We start from the raw sequence: 18,964 nt of genomic DNA on the forward strand, positions 1-18,964 counted from the left end.
GCTTGCGCTCCGGGCTCACGGCTGCTCCGTTGCGATTTACGCGTCGATCGTGAGGGCGGTGGTCGTCGCGCGGGACTGGCAGGCGAGGATATAGCCGGCCTTCTCTTCCTTCGACGACAACGCGTCGCGGCTTTCCATCGTCACCGCGCCCTCCGTGCAGCGGACCTTGCACTGCCCGCACAGGCCGGAGCGGCATTCGTAGGGCATCGGCACGCCGACCTGCTCCGCGGCCTCCAGCACCGTCGTTTCCCCCGGCGCCGTGACGGAACGGCCGGCGCGGGTGAACGTGATCGCCGCGGCCGGGACGACTGCCGGTCCGTCGGTCTCGCCCTCTCCGAGGCCCTGCGGCGGGGGGCCGGCGGTGAACTCCTCGGTGGCGATCCGCTCCGGGGGCACGCCCAGCGATCGCAGCAGGCCGCGGGTGGCCGCCATCATCGGCTCGGACCCGCACAGAAACACAGGCAGTTTTTTGAGGTTCGGCACGAAATCCCGCAGCCGCTCGGCGGTCAGCCGGCCGGAGAGGTGGGCGTCGTCCGCCGGTTCGCGGGTCACAGCCGTGAGCAAATGCACGTTCGGGAACCGGGCCGCCAAGGCCCGCAACTCCGCCCCGGCGATCAGGTCCGCCCGCGTCTTCTGCACGTTCACCACATAAATCGCCCCCGGCCAGGACCGATCCGTCAATGAACGCAGGATGGACAGAATCGGCGTCAGCCCCACGCCCCCGGCGATCAACACGACTCCGGCCGGCGCCGCGACCGGCTCCGCGGCGTCCTGAAACGTAAACCGGCCCGCCGGCCCGGCGACGGTTAATAAATCGCCCTCGGAGACCCCGTCATGTAGGGCCCGGGAACCGATCCCGCTGGGGTCGCGCTTCACCGTGATCTCGCAATACCCCCGCCGCGTCGGGGCGGAGGAGAACGAGTAGGAGCGCTTCAGCGTCGCCGGGCCGCTCTCCGTCTGCACTGGCAGGGAGACGGTGAGATACTGCCCGGCGGCGTAGTTGAAGGGCAATTCGCCGCCGGCGGGGGGGACAAGGCGATAGGTTTTGACGTCCGGCGTCTCCTCAAAGATGCGGGCGACCTCTAATTGGCCTCGCCAGGAGGTCGGCTTCTCCGCGGGGCCGGCGGGCGCCCGGCGGGCGGCGATCCGCAGGTCGCGGTAGTGTTTCGCGGCCCGGAAACCGATCAGCCCGGCGGTCACGGCCCCGTAGATCAACGGCAACCGGACGTCGCTCTTGACCTGCATATAAAAGTGGATCACGCCCAGCGCCGCGGCGACGTAAATCAGGCGGTGCAGCCGCTTCCACCAGGCGCCCAGCCGGCGGACCAGGGCGTCCACGGAAGTGATCGCCAGCGGGGTCATCGCCAGCAGCGCCGCCAAGCCGATCTGGAGATAACTGCGGGCGGCGAGTTCCTCGCCCACCCGCCGCAGCGAACCGGCCTGCTCCCAGACGATATAGACGACGAGGTGGGCGACCGCGTAGGCGAAGGCGTAGAGCCCCAGCGCCCGCCGCATCGCCAGCACGTCGGTCCAGCCGGTTAGCAGGCGGATCGGGGTGACGGCGAGGGTGAGGACGAGGAACGTGACCGAGGCCAGCCCGGTGGTGCGGATCGCGGCGTCCACCGGGTCCGGGCCGAGGGCGCCCTGCCAGGCGTCCCAGGCCAGCAGGGCCAGCGGCACGCCGCCGTTAATAATCGCTGCCCACCGCCAGAAGGCGGCGTCGAACAACGGCCGAGCGGACGCCGAGTCCCGCGAACGGGCCGGGGCGAGGGACGGGGACGCGGCGCTCAAAACGACTCCGTCAAATTCATCCCGTCGTACAGGTGGGCCACCTGGGCCTCATACCCGTTGAACATCAGTGTCGGCCGGCGGCCCGGTTCGCCGATGCGGCGCTCGGTCGCCTGACTCCAGCGGGGGTGGTCGACCTGGGGGTTCACGTTGGCGAAGAAGCCGTATTCGCTGGGGGCGGCCTCGTTCCAGGTGCAGGGCGGCTGCGTGTCCGTCAGCGAGATGCGGACGATGGATTTAATGCCCTTGAACCCGTACTTCCACGGTACGACCAGCCGCACCGGAGCCCCGTTCTGCGGGGCGAGTTCCCGGCCGTAGAGCCCGAGGGCCAGCAGCGTGAGCGGGTGCTGGGCCTCGGGGAGCGTCAGCCCTTCCACATACGGCCAGTCCAGCACGGCCCGCTGCTGGCCGGGCATGCGGTCCGGGGCGTACAGCGTTTCGAAGGCGACGTATTTCGCCGCGGCGGTGGGTCGGACGGCGTCCAGCAGGGCGGAGAGTTGAATGCCGGCCCAGGGCAGAACCATGCTCCAGGCTTCGACGCACCGCATCCGATAAATCCGCTCCTCCAGCGGGGCGAGGGCCTTAAGTTGCGGCAGGGTGAACGTCTGCGGCTTCTCGACCAGCCCACCGACTTCCAGCGTCCAGCCGTCGGTTTTGAAGTCCGAGGCGAGGGACGCGACGCCGGTTTTATCCGTCGTGAACTCGTAGAAGTTATTGTAGTTCAGCGCGGCGGCCTTCTCCGTGACCTCTTCGTCGACGGTGAAGCCGCGTTCGGCCCGTTCGGCCTCGGTCAGGGCGACGGGCTCCTCGGGAAGTTCCTCCGCGGGGGCGGCGTCGCCCGGCGTGCCGTTCTCCGGCGGGGCCGCGGGCCGGGCCGGCGGGGCGGGGGAGCGGTTGAGGCCAGTGAGAACCTCGGTCTCCGCCCCGGCGCCGTCGGCGGTCAGCAGGCGGTAGACCCCGCCGGTGAGCAGCGCGCTGCCGGCGAGCGCCCCCGCCCGGATCAGCCGGCGCCGGTTCAGATAGACCGGGTACGGCGTGACGGGGTCGACGGCGGGGTCCGTCGGCGGAACCGCGGGGTCTCGGGGCACGGGCGAGGCGACTGCGGGGGGAACGGGCCGTTCCATCGTAGCCGCCGCCGCCCGCCCCGGCATCTCTGCTGGTCGCCGGGCGATCAGCGGCTGCGGTCGATGGTGAAGCCGATCTTCACCGTGACCTGCCAGTGCTTCAGCTCGCCGTCCTCGATGTGGCCGCGGGTCTCCATGACTTCGAGCCAGCGCATCTGTTTGACGCTTTCGCCGCACTGGGCGACGGCGTTGCGGACGGCGTCCTCGATGCTGGTTTCGGAGGAGCCGACGAGTTCGAGCTTCTTGTAGACGTGGTCGCTCACGGCGGTGCGGTGGGTTGGGGGGACGGGGCGGAAAGGACTTGTGCGAGTCGGGAGTGTAGAACCGGGCGGCGTCGGCCTCACCGGGCCGACCCCTATTCCGCCCTCGCCCGTTTCGTTCGCCCCGCCGGGAGCGCCGCCGATGTCCGACCCCGTGTTTCTCGCCGTGGACCTCGGCGCCGAGAGCGGCCGCGTGATCGCCGGTCGGCTGGTTCCCGCCGCCGCGGACGGAGCGGGCGCCGACGCCGACGGGCCGACGGTGACGTTGGAGGAGGTGCACCGCTTTCCCAACGGGCCGATCGTGGTGCCGGGGCCGGACGGTTCGCCTTCTCTGCGGTGGGACGTGACGGTGCTGTGGCGGGAGATCGAGACCGGCCTCGCCAAGGCGGGCGTCCGCTACAGCGCCGAGGTCGTCAGCGTGGGCGTGGACACCTGGGGCGTGGATCACGTCCTGCTGAGCGAGACCGGGGAACTGCTCGGCCTGCCGTGGAACTACCGGGACGACCGCACCGCCGGCGGGTTCGACGAAGCCTTCGCCGCCGTGCCGCGGGAGGAGGTGTTCGCCGGCACGGGGATTCAGTTCCTGCCGTTCAACAGCCTGTACCAGCTCCGCGCGACGCGGCGGGACCACCCGGAACTGCTGTCCACGGCGCAGCGGGTGTTGCTGATGCCGGACTACTTCCACCGCTGCCTGTGCGGCTCGGAGGCGGTCGAGTTCACCAACGCCACCACCACGCAGCTGGTCGACCCGACGACCCGCGATTGGAACCGGGGCCTGATCGCGAAGCTGGACCTGCCGGATCGCCTCTTCGGTCCGGTCGTGTCGCCGGGAACGGAGTTAGGCACGCTGTTCCCGTCGCTCGCCCAGAGAACCGGCCTGCCGGAGAGCGTGAAGGTCGTCGCCCCGGCGACGCACGACACCGCCAGCGCCGTCGCCGCGATTCCCACCGGCTCGACCGGGCAGGCGGACTGGGCCTACATCTCCAGCGGCACGTGGTCGCTGGTGGGGGTCGAAACGCAGGGGCCGGTGTTGGGTGAGGCGGCGCTGGCGGCGAACGTCACCAACGAGGGCGGGGTCGACGGCACGAGCCGCCTGCTGAAGAACGTGATGGGCCTGTGGCTGGTGCAGGGCGTGCGCCGCAGCTTCGCCCGCGGCGGGGACGAGCTGGACTACGCCGAACTCACCCGCCGGGCGGCCTCCGCCGAGGGGTTGGTCAGCCTGATCGACCCGGACGACGCCCGGTTCCTCGCCCCGACTGACATGGCGGCGGAGATCGTCGGCTACTGCCGGGAGACCGGTCAGCCGGAGCCGGGGGACGTCGCGGCGCTGGTGCGGTGCTGTCTGGACAGTCTCGCCCTGCGGTACGCGGCGGTGCTGGACGAACTGGCGAGCCTGACCGGCGAACGGCCGGGGGTGGTGCACGTCGTCGGCGGCGGCAGCCGGAACGCGCTGCTGAACCAACTCACCGCCGACGCCTGCGGCGTGCCGGTACTGGCCGGGCCGGTGGAGGCGACGGCGCTGGGCAACGTGCTGATGCAGGCGAAGGCCGCCGGGGCGATCGGTTCCCTCGCGGAGCTGCGGGCCGTCGTGCGGCGGAGCGAAGAGGTGACGCGGTTCGATCCGACCGACGACGCCCGCTGGGCGGAGGCCGCCGACCGGCTGCGGGGGCTGTCAAACCGCGGCTGACCGCTTGCGGTTTCGCGGCGCGGGAGAATGATCGGGCCCCGCGAAGCCGCAAGCGTCGCTCGCCCCGGCACGTCCACCGTCACGATTCCATGGCCCTGTTCGACAAGTTCAAATCCGGTCTGCAGAAGACCCGCCAGGTGCTCAACACCGACGTGCGGGACCTGTTCAGAGCCGGCACGATCCTTGACGAGGAGATGCTGGAGGAGTTCGAGGGACGGCTGATCCGCAGCGACATGGGCGTGGAGGCCGCCGACGAGATCGTCGCGGAGCTGCGGAAGAAGTTCCTCGGCCGCACGGTCGACCCGCCGGCGGTCGCGGAGACCGTCAACGCCAAACTCCGCGACCTGCTGACCGGCTCCGCGGGGACGGGAACGGGGCTTGCTGAACCGGCGGGTGTAGAAGAGGAGAACCCGGACCCGCTGGCCCGGCTGACCGTCAACCCGCTCGGGCCGACGGTGGTGCTGGTTTCCGGCGTGAACGGGGTGGGCAAGACCACCTCGATCGCCAAGCTCGCCAAACTGCTCACCGACGCCGGGCGCACGGTCGTGCTGGCCGCCGGCGACACCTTCCGCGCCGCCGCCGTGGAGCAACTGACGACCTGGGCCGGTCGGATCGGCTGCGAAATCGTCACCGGGGAGATGAACAGCGACCCGGCGAGCGTCGCCCACCGGGGGGCCGTCCGGGCGAAGGAGCTGGGGGCGGACGTGTTGATCCTGGACACCGCCGGTCGGCTGCAGACGCAAACCAACCTGATGAACGAGCTGGCGAAGATCCGTCGGGTCGTCGGCAAACAGATCGAGGGGGCGCCGCACGAGAGCCTGCTGGTGATCGACGCCACCACCGGCCAGAACGGGCTGAGCCAGGCGGAGAAGTTTTCCGAGGCCGCGGGGTGCACGGGGATCCTGCTCAGCAAGCTGGACGGCAGTGCCAAGGGGGGCGTGGTGATCCCGATCCGCCGCCGGATGAATATTCCGGTCAAGTTCGTGGGGCTGGGGGAAGGGCTGGACGATCTGGCGGTGTTCGAGCCGGCGAAGTTCGTCCGCGCGCTGGAGATCTGAGGCGGGCGGCCCCCGGTTGAGGCACCGTTGAGGCGCGGGAGAGACGGACGATCGAGTCCCTGTTCCGAACGCCAGCGGAAAGCGGCGGCGGGGCGTCAGTTTCGTGCGCGGAAGACTCGCGTGAGGCGGAGAAGCCGGAAAAATGGGGTTTTCAAGCCCCACTTGGCCCAGCGGGGATGAAATTGGTCCGCACCGGCGCCGATACCGAATGCGGGGGAACGCCCGCACAACCCGCGCCAAGGCGTGCGGGCGGCCGGCCCCCCAAGTCCCGCACGTCGCCCCGCACTCGCGCGACGAACGGGAACGCTGACGGTCACGGAGGCCGTCGGCGGTCACGGACGACCCTTCACCTCTAGGAGTCTTTTATGTTGCGCCTTAGCGACACCGCCCTCTGGCGGGCCGGTCGCCGGTGGGCGTGGGCCGGCGGATTCGGCCTGCTGCTGTCCGGCACCACCTCGGCCATGGCCCAGGACTGTGCTCCGGCTTGCGCCGCCCCCGGCTGCGACCCCGCCTGCGCCGCGCCCTTCGGCGCCGGCTGCGGCCCCGCCGGCTGCGATCCCGGTTGCTACGCCCCTGCCGGCTGCACCACGGGCCACAACTCCCTCACGCACTCCGCCACCGGCTGCGGCTCCGTGCTGGGCTGCTGTGACGACGGCTGCGACGGCTGCGACAGCGGCTGCTGCGACCTCGGCACGCCGTGGGCCCTGTCCGACTGCATGGACCTGAGCTGCCTCGACCTCGGCGGCTGCTTGAAGTCCGACTGCTGCGACACCGTCTGCGACAGCGGCTGCGTCGGTGGCTGTGCCAACGGCTGCGGCGAGGAGAGCTCCGTCTCCTTCGGCGGCTGGACCCAGATCGGGTACCACAACCGCTCCACCGGTCAGTTCAACAACCGGCCGGACGAGCTGAACCTGCATCAGCAGTGGTTCTACATCGAAGACGCCGCCGACGGCTCCAACGGCTGGGACTTCGGTTACCGCGCCGACGTGATGTACGGCATCGACGCCGGCGACACCCAGGCGTTCGGCAACCCCCCGGACACGTTCGACTTCCAGTCGAGCTCCAGCAACTTCTTCAACCGCGGCGCCTACGGCTTCGCGATCCCGCAGCTGTACGCCGAAGCCGCCTACGGCGACTTCAGCGTCATCGCCGGTCACTTCTACACGCTGCTCGGCTACGAAGTCGTTACCGCTCCGGATAACTTCTTCTACAGCCACTCGTTCACGATGTACAACGCGGAGGCGTTCACGCACACCGGCGTGCTGACGACCTACCAGGCGTCCGAGGACGTCACGCTGTACAACGGCTACACCTTCGGCTGGGACACCGGCTTCGAACAGTTCGAACGGGCCGACGGCGGCCAGGGCTCCAACTACCTCGGCGGCGCCAGCGTGGCCCTGACCGACGCGTTGACCCTGACCTACATCACCACCGCCGGCGACCTCGGTTTCGCGGGCGAAGGCTACAGCCACAGCATCGTCGCCGACTACCAGATCGACGACAGCTGGAACTACGTCTTCCAGAGCGACTACCGCGACACCGACGCCGACGGCGAAAACACCCGTCAGTACGGCGTCAACCAGTACCTGTTCTACACCGTCAACGACTGCCTGTCCTACGGCGCTCGTGGCGAGTGGTTCAACGTGAACGGCGACGACATCTACGAGGTCACCGGCGGCGTGAACTACCGCCCGACCGCCAACCTCGTGATCCGTCCCGAGTACCGTTACCACTTCGGCGAAGAGGACGGTTTCGCCAACATCGGCGACGGGTCCGCCGTCTCTGACGAAGGCATCTTCGGCATCGACGCCATCCTCACCTACTAAGCCCGCCCCCGGGCTGCGGCCCGAGGAACAGGCTTGGAGCCGGTGCGAACCGGCGTGAGGCGGCGTGAGGAAAAGGGAGATCGGAGGCCGGCGGCGCTCAAGTTCGCTCCGCCGGCCGCCCGATAACAAAGGTACAGAGCCGGACCCTCGCCGAGGGAAACGCTCACAAGCTACGGCCCCGACATCCCGACCGGCTGAAGCCCCGCCACCAACGCCTTCGGGCTGAGGAGGCGAGGTCCAGGACGGACCCGTCAGTCGGCGGCCAGGAAACGCCGTCGTTCGCCCTCGGGCGAACGGCGGCGTTTCTGTTTGCGCGTTTCGGAGGCGCCCTGCTCAGCGACTGATTGCCCGTGTTGCACGCGGTTTGTGCACCGCTGCTCGATGAGCGTGCGAACTATCTCTTCGGGAGCCCGAAATCACGGGGGCGAGGCAGGATTTTGGGGGAAACCCGCACGAAAGCCTTGGTGTTCCGCTCGCCAGATGTGCGGCGTCGTTGCACAATCAAGCCTGTCAGAGCGGCACTGAGCGAAGACTCACGCAGCCGCTCCTGCTCTTCCCGCCTCTCTCCCCCGCCGCTCGCTTCGACCCGCGATGACGCCACTTCTCACCACACGCCCGGGAGCCTGGCTCCCGCTCCTGTTCGCCGCCCTGCTGGCCGTCGCAGGGCCGTCGGCCTACGGCCAGGACGACATGGCGGACGCCGATCCCGCCCTCCCGGTTGCGGAGGCGGACGCCGAAGTCGTCGTAGACACCGCCGTCGAACCCACTGAAGAGGAAGACCCGCCGATCGTCGCGACCATCGAGGACGTCGACGCCCAACTCGGCTACACGCTCAACAACCTGCTGCTGTTCATCTGCGCCGTCCTGGTGCTGTTCATGCAGGCCGGCTTCGCGATGGTCGTCGCCGGCTTCTGCCCGTCGAAGCACACGGTGAACATCCTGTTCAAGAACGCCCTCGACCTCGCGGTCGGCGTCTGCCTGTACTTCCTCGTCGGCTACCACCTGATGTACCCGGCCGGCGAGCCGATCGCGGACGGTTACCTCGGGGAGATCAACCCCGGCATCCATGAGTGGGACGGCTCGTTGGGCGCGGGCGCCTACCACCCGCAGGTCGACTTCTTCTTCCAGGTCGCCTTCGCCGCGACCGCCGCGACGATCGTCGCCGGCGCCGTGGCCGGCCGGATGAAGTTCGGCGCCTACCTCGTGTACTCCGCGGTGCTGACCGGTCTGGTCTACCCGATCAGCGGTTACTGGAAGTGGGGCGGCGGGTTCCTGGACGCCCTCGGGTTCTACGACTTTGCCGGGTGCGGCGTCGTGCACATGGTCGGCGGCTTCGCGGCGCTGGCCGGGGCGATCGTGCTCGGCCCCCGTCTGGGCCGCTACACGCCGGACGGCAAGCCCGTGGCCTCCCCGGGTCACAGCCTGCCGCTGGCCACGCTGGGGACCTTCATCCTGCTGATCGGCTGGTTCGGCTTTAACCCGGGTTCGCAGCTGGCGATCTACGGCGAGGCCAACGCCACCGCCGTCGTCACCATCGCCGTGAACACCCTGCTCGCCGCCTCCAGCGGCGCCGTCATGGCGACCCTCCTCAGCTGGGGCCTGTTCGGCAAGCCGGACCTCTCGATGGGTCTGAACGGCATGCTCGGCGGCCTCGTCGGCATCACCGCGAACTGCGATGGCGTCTCCAACGTCTCCGCCCTGATCATCGGCGCCGTCGCCGGCGCCCTGATCGTCGCCTCGATCATCGCCATGGACAAGGTGCGGATCGACGACCCGGTCGGCGCCTTCCCGGTGCACGGCGTCTGCGGCATGTGGGGCCTCCTGGCGATCCCCCTCTTCTGGGAATCGCTGGACGACGCCGGCAACCCCGTCACGAGCGACGCCGGCGAGCAGTACGGCACCTGGGTCGCCCAGCTCTCCGGACTGGCCGCCTATGCCGCCTGGGCCTTCGTGACGATGTTCGCCCTGTTCTTCCTGCTGAAAATGATCGGTTTCCTGCGGGTCAGCGCCGAGGACGAAGAGCGCGGCTTGGACATCTCCGAGCACGGCATGACCGCCTACTCGACCTGAACCGCGGCGATCAGAGTCCTGACGTTTTGCTTCACGCCCCGCCCGTCCCGGCCTCGGCCGGGGCGGGCGATTTTCGTCGTTGCGTCGCCCCAGCCGCGAACGACGCCGACGGTCGTTCGGACCTCCGCCGACCGCCTCAGCCGCTTGGCGGGTCGTGGCTCAAGATGAGCGAGGGCCGAACGCGTCAGGGATGCGGCCCGACCCACGCCGGTGCGCGGGAACGAGACGCCGGCATGCGAACCGGCCCGGCCACCCCCGCGACCGCCCGCCAAAGACCTTCGCTCCGCCCGATGCGGAGCGTCTACCAAGTGAAGGCGCAGGGGTTCGAACCCTGGACCTACGGATTAAAAGTCCGTTGCTCTACCAACTGAGCTACGCCTTCGGGGCCGACGGCCGGCAGCGCTGCGAAACGGGCGTTCGCGGGGCGGCCGGGCGGCGGGGGAGATACGGTAGACGCTTGCCGGACCGGCGGCAACGCTCACAGGTTCGCGGCGGGGCGGCGGATCGTCACAGGTTCGGCGCGACCGGCGCAGCCGGCACGCTCGCAGGCCGTCTCCCCGTTGAAAGAGATCCGCACCGACTGGCCGAAACGGTCGCCCGCCCGCATCTCGCCGCAGGTCATTTCGAGCCAATCCCGCTGCGGCCGAAGGGCGGGGCGGGATCGACCTCCGGATTCTCGAACTGCGGTCCGTCTCGTTCCCGGGCCGCCAGTGCTTCGTCGGAAACGATCGGCCCCACCTATTCAAGGAAGTCCACGATCAGCCCTGAGGAAGGCGAACTGCCCCCCTCGTCCGTCATCGTCCGCTGCCGCGCCGTTCGGTTCGGCGAGGGCGTAATCCACCCAGCCGCGGCTCTCCAGTTCCCGCATCAGCCACGGGTTCTGCCAGGGGTCGGGGCTGTCCAGCCAGGCGCTCGTGACGGACAGGGCCAGCAGGCAGGCCGCGAGCGGGGCGAACCAGCGGCGGCGGTCCAGCGCGTCCGCCAGCGGGGCCAGCGACAGGGCCCACAGCGGGGCGAGCCAGATCATCCACCGCAGCGCCACGGAGCGGCCGCCGTAGTTATAGTTCTCCGTGCGGGTCAGATAGAACGCGAGGATCGCCACGCTCAGCAGACCCGTCGCCGCGGCGAAGGCGGCGAGGGGGTGCTGTTCGTGCGCCGCTCCGTGAGCCGCTCTCTTGAAGAGAGCGGCTAATGAGCGCGCCCAACTCCAGACGGCCAGCAGCCAGACCGGCGTGAGCGAAAACAGCCCGTGATGGCCGAAGGTGCAGTGGAACAGATACATCCAGAACCCGTCGCGGGCGGCGTCCAGACCGGTGGGGTTCATCCAGTAACTCGGCCGGCCGTTGCGGACGAATTCGTACGTTTCCGTGCCGTAGGTCATATAAAACGGCTTGACGGAGCCGGTCTGCCAGACGGTCGCCGCCACGAACAGGAGCAGGGGGACCGCCGCGGCTGGGGCGAACCAGGCGAACGTGCGTTTCCAATCGGCCCGCAGGCAGACGGCGAACGCCGCCAGCCCGAACAGCCCCGCCGGCAGTTCGTTGCAGACGGTCAGCGCGGCAAACAGCCCCGCCGCGGCGAACCGCCAGCCGTCCCGCGCGCCCCGCCAGATGCGGATCAGCGGGACGGCCGCCAACGCGCAGCAGCAGGCCCCGATCGTGTGATTATTAAACACCGGCAAAAAGGCGCTGACCGCCGTGGCGAAGCCCAGCGTCCCCAGCGCCAGAAATCGGGCGAGGTCCGTGCGGGCGACGTCGGTGAGGAGACTTCGCACCGCCCACAGGGCGGCTGCGAACGGCACGAGGTTCAGAAACAGCAGCACCCAGCGGGTGTGCGGTGCCGGGTTCTCCGCCAGTTTCCAGCCGGTGACGGCCTCCACCGGCAACGAGATCGCCGCGGCGACGATCGGCAGCGGGGCCGGCTTGGTCGAGTACAGGTTCCCGTTGACCTGGACCTGATCGATCGTGCTCCAGCCGGGCTGGAACTCGTAGGGGTCGATGCGGAAGTCGCCCCGCTCCGTCAGCGCCCGCACCGTCGCCCAGCGGCTGCGATCGTTGGCGCTGCGGAGCGGTTCCGCCCGCACCAGCGCCGCCACGTGCAGGCCGAGCGACAGGGCGATGAGGATCAACGAACCCGCCCGCCACGCCTCCGAGGGGGAGGGGGACGAACGATTGAACGGCGTTCCGCCGGCGGAACTCTGCGGCGGGGGCGAAATGGGATCGGACATCGAACTACACTGCCCCCCGCGGAACCCGGCGGCAAGCTGTTCCGCCCCCTCCTTCCCCCTCCCTCATTCCTCCTCCCCGCGTCCATGCTGGTCGGGATCTTCGCCGACGCCCACGACCACGCGGACAACGTCCGCCGCACGGTCCGGTTCTTCAACGAGACCGGCGTGGGCCTCGTGCTGTTCGCCGGGGACCTCGTCAGCCCGCTGGTGGTGCCGCCGCTGCGCAAGCTGCACTGCCCGCTGGTCGCCTGCTTCGGGGACAACGACGGGAACCGCCGGGGCATTGAGGGCGGCATGCGGGTCGTCGGCCCGATCGGCGATCCGCCGTTTTGCGTCACGGCGCCGGACGGCACGCGGTTCCTGCTCTGCCATCAACTCAGCGAGGTGCGGGAGCTGCTCCGAGACGCCCCGCCGCCGGAGGAGGGCGGGCCGCAGGTGGTGGTCTACGCCCACACGCACCGGCACGCCGTCGCCAAGGACTCCGTGGGCCGGTTGTTCGTGAACCCCGGGGAGTGCGGCGGGTGGGTCACCCGCACGCCCAGCGTGGCGATCGTCGAAACGACGTCTCTGGAGGCCAAAATCGTGCCCCTGCCGCAGTTGGGGCCGGCGGTGGTGATCGAGCCGGTTTGAGGGGGGTGGTGGCGGACCCCAGCGGTTCGCCCGCCGTTCCCCGCGCCGGGCCGCTTCGCCGCCGGAGCCTGTCCCGGGTACCATCAACCTCTCACCGACACGACACCGGACGAGGCGACAGATGCGAGCGGCGGGCAGCAAACCGGGGGTCTTCCCCGTCACCGGCACGGTCGAAGGGGCGTCGGCCGGCAACGGAAAAGGGAACGGCAATCCGCGCGACGGCGACGGCGACGCCGTCGGCCTGTTGGCGGACCTTCCTGGCCTGCTGGCCCCGCTGCGGGAGGAGATGCTGGCGGATTTGGTGATGATCGGCCAGACCCCCGCCCCCACCGGCGCCGAGGAGCGCCGCGTGCAGTACATGATGGACCGCTTCGCCGAGAGCGGCCTGCCGGAGGCCGGCCCCGACGAGGCCGGCAACGCCGTCGGCTTCCTGCCCGGCCGCGTCGGCGATCGCACCATCCTGCTGGTCGCCCACCTGGACACGATCGTCCCCGCGAACGTCGACCACAACGCCACCGTGCTAGCGGACCGCATCGAGGGGCCGGGCATCTCCGATAACTCCCTCGGAGCCGCCGCCCTGACGATGCTGCCCACGGTTCTGCAGAAGCTGAACATCCGGTTGAATTGCAACCTGCAATTGCTCGGCAGCGTGAAGAGCCTCGATCGCGGCGATCACGCCGGGCTGAAATTCTTTCTCGACCACGCCAGCCGCCCCTACAACTACGGCGTCTGCTTGGAGGGGGTGCCGCTGGGCCGGCTGAACTACTTCAGCATCGGCACGATCCGCGGCGATATCTCCTGCCGGGTGCGGCCGGTGGAGAGCCGGTCGTACGGCTCCGAAAGCGCCATCGTGGTGCTGAATTACATTATCAATCGCATCCTCGCGATCGAGACGCCCACGCGGCCCTTCACCAAGATTCGCATCGCCCGGGTGCGGGCCGGCAAAAGCTACGACGTCGACCCGGACAAGGCGGTGCTCGGGTTTGAAATTAACAGTCACAGCGACGAGATGATCGGCCGCGTGACCGAGCAGATCGAGGACATCGTCTCCGAAATGAGCGCCCGGCACGCCGTCGACGCGGAACTGGACGTCTTCTTTCGTCGCACCGCCGGCGGCCTGCGGTTCAGTCACCCGCTGATCCGCGCCTGCGTACAGGTGATGGAGGGCCTCGGCATCGAACCGGATCAGGGCCACAGCCCCAGCGAACTGAGCGAGTTCATCGCCCGGGACATTCCCGCCGTCACCCTCGGCATCAGCGAGGGCTCCAAGCATCACGACCAGATCGATTACGTGATGATCGAACCGGTCATGCGCGGCATGGCCCAGTTGGTCGGCCTGCTGACGGCCCTCGACCGCGGCGACGCCGACGCCCCTGCCGCTTCTTAACGACTTCTCACTTCCCCTGCCTAAGCCGGACGCATGCGTCCGGCTTAGGCAAGACGAAAGACTGCATATGAACGCCGAGCAGTGGCTCCGCGAGCGGACCTATCATCACTCCGCCTTCTGGGACCTCAAAAAGATGGTTGCCCAAAAGGAGGAGCAGAACCTCAAGATCAGCCTCTGCCTGCCCACGCTGAACGAGGGGGCGACGATCGGCAAGGAGGTGGTCCTGCTCAAGTCGGCGTTGATGGACCATTATCCGCTGCTGGACGAGATCGCGGTGATCGACAGCGGCTCCACCGACGACACCCGCGAGATCGCCGCCGCCTTCGGGGCGGACGTGTATCTCGCCAGCGAGCACCTCACTGAGGCCGGCGATCGTAAGGGCAAGGGGGAGAATCTCTGGAAAGCCCTCTATCTGTTGGAGGGGGACATCATCTGCTACGTCGACAGCGATATTGCCAACATTCACCCGCGGTTCGTCTACGGCCTGCTGGGGCCGCTGATCGAGAACCCGGACGTGCATTACGTGAAGGCGTTCTACGACCGCCCGTTGGCCTTCAGTCAAGGCATCCGCCCGACGGGCGGCGGCCGGGTGACGGAGATTCTCATCCGGCCGTTGTTCAGCCTGTTCTATCCCGAACTGGCGGCGATCATCCAACCGCTCTCAGGCGAATACGCCGGCCGTCGCAGCGTCTTGGAAAAGATCCCCTTCCCCGTCGGCTACGGCGTGGAGACGGCGATGCTGCTGGATATCTACAACGATATGGGGCTGTCGGCCTTCGCCCAGACGGACCTGGACACCCGCGTGCACCGCAACCAGGAAACGATCGCCCTGGGCCGCATGGCGTTCGGCATTTTGCGGACGTTCTTTAATCGCCTCAGCAGCCACGAACGGATCGAATTGAAGGGCGAGCTGGAGAAGATCATGCGGCAGCACCGGGTCGAGGACGGCCGGTTCGATCAGGTCGAATATCAGATCGAGGAGTTCGAACGCCCGCCGATCAATACGCTCGAAAGCTACCGGGAGAAGTTCGGTCTCGGGGGGTGAGACGGACCGCCCGCCGCGGAGGGCCGCCCGTCGCGGAACCGTCCGACGGCGTGCGGCCCGCTAGACTGACGCCGCCGGGTTCCTCTTCCAAGGACGTTGTATGAGCCAGGACCGCAAGCCGCCTGCCGCCTCGCCGGCGACTTTGGAGGCGATCCGTCACCTCGCCCGGCTGGGCGTGCGGGGCGGGGCGCTGCTGGTTCTGTTGGCGGGGATCGTCTATCTCGCCGACCGCTACCTGTTGGACGATCCGGCGCCCGGCCCGGGGGGCGGGCCGCAGGTTGCGGGGCCGGCCGACGATTTCGGGGGCGCGGACGACCCCGCACAGGCCCCGCTCCCCGGCGACCCGCGGGACGAAGGCCTGCTGTCGCCGCGGCCCGATCGGCCGGCGCCGTCGGAGGTGGAGGTGGATTTCGGCCCCGATCCGGACGGCCTCCGCCGCACCTCGCCGGCGCCCGCCCCGGAGTCGCGAACCGTCTCGGAGCCGTCTGGCCGGACCTACGAGGTCGTGACCGTCTCGTTTCGTACCCCGGCCGGCGAGGCGACCGTCGATCTGGAGCCCGGCGCCGTGCTGTCCCGCACCGACAGCGGCGGCCTGACGCTGGCCGAGCGGCTGCGGGGTGGGGAGCAGGTGAAGACGAACTGCGGCGACCCCGCGACCGTCGCCTCCGCCGAGGCCCGCCGTACCGCAGAGGTGCGGCCGCCGCCGCGGTGCGTTCCGCTGGCGATCGACCCCGCCGTCGAGCAGGTGACGGTTCTGGACTTCGACCGCCCCGTGCCCGCTGCGGCGCCGGGCGGGGTGGTGGATCTTTCGAAGACCTTACAGCGAATTGCCCGCGGCGAATCGTTCCCGCACCGTAACGACGGGACGACGTTCGGCAACCGCGAGGGCCGCCTGCCGCGGCAATCGCGGGGGTATTATAAGGAATACGTACACCCCACCCCCGGCGTGGACGGCCCCGGCCCGCAGCGGTTGGTGATCGGGGCGGGGGGCGACGTCTGGTACACACCGGACCATTACGACAGTTTTCGTAGCGTGGTGAAGTGATGAGCGATGTGCGCGTCGTCGATATCCCCCCGGGCGACGGAACGAAGGCGGGCTTCCTACGCTCGTTCGCCGACGCAGTCGGTCTGCCCGGCCTGCACGCTTATAACTGGGATGCGTTCGCTGACGCACTGTCTGCGTACGTCGCCGACGTGGACCGCCCGCTGGAATTGAATCACCGGGAGATGCCGCGGCTCCATTCGGAGGGCGATCTGGGCGTTTATGTGGACGTTCTGACGGACTTGGCGAACCAGTTTCCGGGACATTTGGCGTCCCGATTTCCGGAGAAGGCGACGCCGCCTCCGGCCGATCGCTGCCCGCCGGCGGCGGCGATCGCGCACTACCACCTGAATCGCGGCGGCGTGACCCGCGTCGTCGCGAACCACCTGCTGGCCCTGCGGGCGAACCAGATCAACCCGCCGTGGGCCGTGCTGCTGACGGGCGGGCGGGCTGAGGCGTGGAGCGAATTCGAGCACACCCTGGAGCACGAAGGCGTTCGGGCCGCCCGGCCGACCGTGGCTGGGTTCGATTACGACAGCCTGTACCCCGGCGACGCCGCCCCGAACCCGGCCGGGCTGGCGGACCGCTTCGAAAAGGCCCTGACCGACCACCGGGCGACGCGGGAAGAGACGGTCCTACACGTTCACAATCATTCCCTCGGCAAGAACGTCTCGCTGCCGGGGGCGATCGTCCGGCTGGCGGAGCGAGGCTGGAAGATCCTGCTGCAAATTCACGACTTCGCGGAGGAGTTCCGGCCCGCCAATTATCTGCACCTCGTCGGGGCGTTGGGGGAGGGGGCGAACCTCTATCCGCAGGCGCCGCAGATTCATTACGCCGTCTTAAACGGCCGCGACCGCGGCGTGCTGCAAGCCCTCGGCGTGCCGGCGGAGCGACTGCATTTTCTCCCGAATCCCGTCGGCGCGTTCCCGCCGCTGCCGGACAAGCTGCTGTCAAAGGCGGCCCTCGGCGCGGCGTGCGACGTGCCGGCAGAGCACCGATATCTCTGTTACCCGGTCCGGGGGATTCGGCGGAAGAATCTCGGCGAGGCGGCGCTCACGGGGCTGCTGGAGCCGGACTCGACGGTCGGCGTGACGCTGGCGCCGCGGAACCCGGTCGAACTCGCCTTCCACGACCGTTGGCGAAGCTTCGCCGAGGCGCTGCAACTGCCGATCCGCTTCGCCACGGGCGAGGAGGACGGGGTGAGTTTCCACCAGAACCTCGCCGCCGCGGACGCCGTGCTGACGACCAGCGTGGCGGAGGGCTTCGGGATGGCGTTCCTCGAATGCTGGCTGGCCGACCGGCCGCTGCTGGGCCGCGACCTGCCGCACGTCACCGCCGACTTCCGGGCGGAGGGGATCGAACTGCCGGGGCTGTATTCCTCCCTGACGATCCCGCTGGCGTGGGCGGAGGGCTTTGCCGACCGCTTCCGGGCCGGCTGCGAAAAACTGCTGACGGACTACCGCCGCCCGTGGGACGAAGCGGCGTTTGCTGAGGCGCTGGCGGCGAAGACGGCCGGGGACCGGGTGGATTTCGGCGACCTGGACGAGGATCTCCAGATGGCCGTGATCCGCCGCATCGCCGACGACCCTGCCGCCCGCGGGGAGGTGTTTAGCGTCGAGCCGAAATCCGGTCTGCCGCGGGACGGGGTGGTGGAACACAACGCCGCGACGGTCCGCGAGCGCTACAGCCTCGCCGGCAGCGGGGCCCGGCTCGCGGCGGCGTACGGCGCCGTGCTCGCTTCGCCGGTCGGCCCGGTGACGCCGCCGCCGCATCCCGGGGCGGTACTGGATTCGTTTCTAGACCTCAAGACCTTCCGACTGATCCGTGGATGAAGTACTGCAAGCCGTGATCCGGGCCCACGCCCGGCCGATGGAGCCCCGGCCGACCGGGACGGCGCCCGTCCTGACGGCGCTCCCCGGCGTGCGGGCCGTGCTGTTCGACGTCTACGGGACGCTGTTGATCTCCGGCAGCGGCGACGTGGGCGTGAACGCCGCGGCGGGGCGGGGGGACGCGTTCGTCGCCGCCGTGCGGGCCGCCGGCCTGGCGTGGCCCGATGACCGCGACGGCGCCGAGGGCGTCGCCGGGCTGACCGAGGAGATCGAACGTCAGCACGCGCACGCCCGGAAGCACGACGGCGTGCAGTACCCGGAGGTGAAGATTCATGAGGTTTGGCGAAACGCCCTCGTCCGGCTCGGCGTGACCGACACCCCGCACCAGACGATGGAGACGCTGGACCGCGTAGCGCTGGAGTACGAAATGCGGGTGAACCCCACCTGGACGATGCCCCACGCCGCCGAAACGCTGGAGAGCCTGCGGAGCCGCGGGTTCTTGCTGGGGATTGTGTCGAACGCTCAGAGTTTCACGCCGCTGCTGTTCCCGGCGCTGTTAGGCAAAACGATTCGTGACTTCGGTTTCGACCGGAACGCGATGGGCTGGTCCTACCTGCACCGGCAGGCCAAGCCGGGGACGGCGTTGTACGAGCACGCTGCCCGGGCCCTGCAACGGGATCACGGGATCGGGCCGGAGCAGGTTCTGTACGTAGGGAACGACCTGCTGAACGACTGCACGCCGGCCCAGCAGGTCGGCTTTCGCACGGCACTGTTCGCGGGCGACGCCCGCAGTCTGCGGTGGCGGGAGGGGGACGAGCGGGTCGCCGAAACCCGGCCGACGGTCGTGGTGACGGACCTGCGCCAGTTGCTCGAATGCGTCTCCGGCGCCGCCTGAGCGCCGCGGCCCCGTGGAAAGCGGGCGGGCGGGAGGGTAGAACCGAACCCCCCGCCCGCCCGACGGGCCGCCCGCCGACCGGCTGACGCTCGCCGG

14 protein-coding genes and 1 tRNA gene are annotated in these 18,964 nt (G+C 69.4%); 10 read left to right on the forward strand and 5 right to left on the reverse strand.

Features of this window, described 5'->3' with window-relative positions; genetic code table 11:
* Positions 1-36: 36 nt before the first annotated feature.
* From CA12_RS12905 to CA12_RS12915, 3 genes are all read right to left on the reverse strand, one after another.
* A complete protein-coding gene (locus CA12_RS12905) occupies positions 37-1,728 on the reverse strand; it encodes a 2Fe-2S iron-sulfur cluster-binding protein (RefSeq protein WP_165700731.1) in 1,692 nt (563 codons plus the stop codon).
* Positions 1,729-1,787: 59 nt separating this feature from the next.
* Positions 1,788-2,876: a protein-methionine-sulfoxide reductase catalytic subunit MsrP gene (msrP, locus tag CA12_RS12910; protein ID WP_242687900.1), complete on the reverse strand. Its 1,089-nt coding sequence runs from the start codon at positions 2,874-2,876 to the stop codon at positions 1,788-1,790.
* Positions 2,877-2,959: 83 nt separating this feature from the next.
* Positions 2,960-3,175, reverse strand: a complete 216-nt coding sequence (locus tag CA12_RS12915; protein ID WP_145359325.1) for a dodecin — start codon at positions 3,173-3,175, stop codon at positions 2,960-2,962.
* A 139-nt stretch (positions 3,176-3,314) separates the two neighbouring features.
* Here CA12_RS12915 and CA12_RS12920 point away from each other — a divergent pair, with 139 nt between their 5' ends.
* From CA12_RS12920 to CA12_RS12935, 4 genes are all read left to right on the forward strand, one after another.
* A complete protein-coding gene (locus CA12_RS12920) occupies positions 3,315-4,859 on the forward strand; it encodes a rhamnulokinase (RefSeq protein ID WP_145359326.1) in 1,545 nt (514 codons plus the stop codon).
* Positions 4,860-4,948: 89 nt separating this feature from the next.
* Entirely contained in the window at positions 4,949-5,917 is a 969-nt protein-coding gene (gene ftsY, locus CA12_RS12925; RefSeq protein ID WP_145359327.1) for a signal recognition particle-docking protein FtsY, read from the forward strand.
* 365 nt (positions 5,918-6,282) lie between these two features.
* Positions 6,283-7,743 (forward strand): outer membrane beta-barrel protein, encoded by a 1,461-nt coding sequence (locus CA12_RS12930; RefSeq protein WP_145359328.1) that lies wholly within the window; start codon positions 6,283-6,285, stop codon positions 7,741-7,743.
* A gap of 591 nt (positions 7,744-8,334) precedes the next feature.
* Positions 8,335-9,813, forward strand: a complete 1,479-nt coding sequence (locus CA12_RS12935) for an ammonium transporter (RefSeq protein ID WP_207621973.1) — start codon at positions 8,335-8,337, stop codon at positions 9,811-9,813.
* A 309-nt stretch (positions 9,814-10,122) separates the two neighbouring features.
* On the opposite strand, the gene CA12_RS12940 is transcribed toward CA12_RS12935, so the two are convergent.
* Positions 10,123-10,195: transfer RNA gene (locus tag CA12_RS12940), tRNA-Lys, on the reverse strand.
* 360 nt (positions 10,196-10,555) lie between these two features.
* A complete protein-coding gene (locus CA12_RS22100) occupies positions 10,556-12,040 on the reverse strand; it encodes a hypothetical protein (RefSeq protein ID WP_165700732.1) in 1,485 nt (494 codons plus the stop codon).
* An 84-nt stretch (positions 12,041-12,124) separates the two neighbouring features.
* Between CA12_RS22100 and CA12_RS22105 the strand changes: the two genes are divergently transcribed.
* From CA12_RS22105 to CA12_RS12970, 6 genes are all read left to right on the forward strand, one after another.
* Positions 12,125-12,670 (forward strand): YfcE family phosphodiesterase, encoded by a 546-nt coding sequence (locus CA12_RS22105; protein WP_165700733.1) that lies wholly within the window; start codon positions 12,125-12,127, stop codon positions 12,668-12,670.
* Positions 12,671-12,791: 121 nt separating this feature from the next.
* On the forward strand, positions 12,792-14,057 hold the full coding sequence (locus tag CA12_RS12950) for a zinc-binding metallopeptidase family protein (RefSeq protein ID WP_145359329.1): 1,266 nt from the start codon (positions 12,792-12,794) through the stop codon (positions 14,055-14,057).
* A gap of 67 nt (positions 14,058-14,124) precedes the next feature.
* Positions 14,125-15,102, forward strand: coding sequence for a glucosyl-3-phosphoglycerate synthase (locus tag CA12_RS12955; protein WP_145359330.1), 978 nt, complete (start codon positions 14,125-14,127; stop codon positions 15,100-15,102).
* Between the two features lie 100 nt (positions 15,103-15,202).
* Positions 15,203-16,147, forward strand: coding sequence for a ribonuclease domain-containing protein (locus tag CA12_RS12960; RefSeq protein WP_145359331.1), 945 nt, complete (start codon positions 15,203-15,205; stop codon positions 16,145-16,147).
* 8 nt (positions 16,148-16,155) lie between these two features.
* Complete coding sequence (locus CA12_RS12965; protein ID WP_165700734.1) at positions 16,156-17,976, forward strand: barstar family protein; 1,821 nt, start codon at positions 16,156-16,158, stop codon at positions 17,974-17,976.
* A complete protein-coding gene (locus tag CA12_RS12970; protein ID WP_145359333.1) occupies positions 17,969-18,868 on the forward strand; it encodes an HAD family hydrolase in 900 nt (299 codons plus the stop codon). The genes CA12_RS12965 and CA12_RS12970 overlap by 8 nt, the downstream gene beginning before the upstream one ends.
* Positions 18,869-18,964 lie beyond the last annotated feature (96 nt).

This window comes from Alienimonas californiensis (genome assembly GCF_007743815.1).
Taxonomy (GTDB): Bacteria; Planctomycetota; Planctomycetia; order Planctomycetales; family Planctomycetaceae; genus Alienimonas; species Alienimonas californiensis.

What these genes read in the sequence shown, in the direction of transcription:
- CA12_RS12960 (WP_145359331.1), top strand. Translation starts at nt 15,203, where the DNA reads ATGAGCCAGGACCGCAAGCCGCCTGCCGCCTCGCCGGCGACTTTGGAG.
- CA12_RS12935 (WP_207621973.1), top strand. Translation starts at nt 8,335, where the DNA reads ATGACGCCACTTCTCACCACACGCCCGGGAGCCTGGCTCCCGCTCCTG.
- CA12_RS12955 (WP_145359330.1), top strand. Translation starts at nt 14,125, where the DNA reads ATGAACGCCGAGCAGTGGCTCCGCGAGCGGACCTATCATCACTCCGCC.
- CA12_RS12930 (WP_145359328.1), top strand. Translation starts at nt 6,283, where the DNA reads ATGTTGCGCCTTAGCGACACCGCCCTCTGGCGGGCCGGTCGCCGGTGG.
- CA12_RS22105 (WP_165700733.1), top strand. Translation starts at nt 12,125, where the DNA reads ATGCTGGTCGGGATCTTCGCCGACGCCCACGACCACGCGGACAACGTC.
- CA12_RS12950 (WP_145359329.1), top strand. Translation starts at nt 12,792, where the DNA reads ATGCGAGCGGCGGGCAGCAAACCGGGGGTCTTCCCCGTCACCGGCACG.
- CA12_RS22100 (WP_165700732.1), bottom strand. Translation starts at nt 12,040, where the DNA reads ATGTCCGATCCCATTTCGCCCCCGCCGCAGAGTTCCGCCGGCGGAACG.
- CA12_RS12920 (WP_145359326.1), top strand. Translation starts at nt 3,315, where the DNA reads ATGTCCGACCCCGTGTTTCTCGCCGTGGACCTCGGCGCCGAGAGCGGC.
- ftsY (WP_145359327.1), top strand. Translation starts at nt 4,949, where the DNA reads ATGGCCCTGTTCGACAAGTTCAAATCCGGTCTGCAGAAGACCCGCCAG.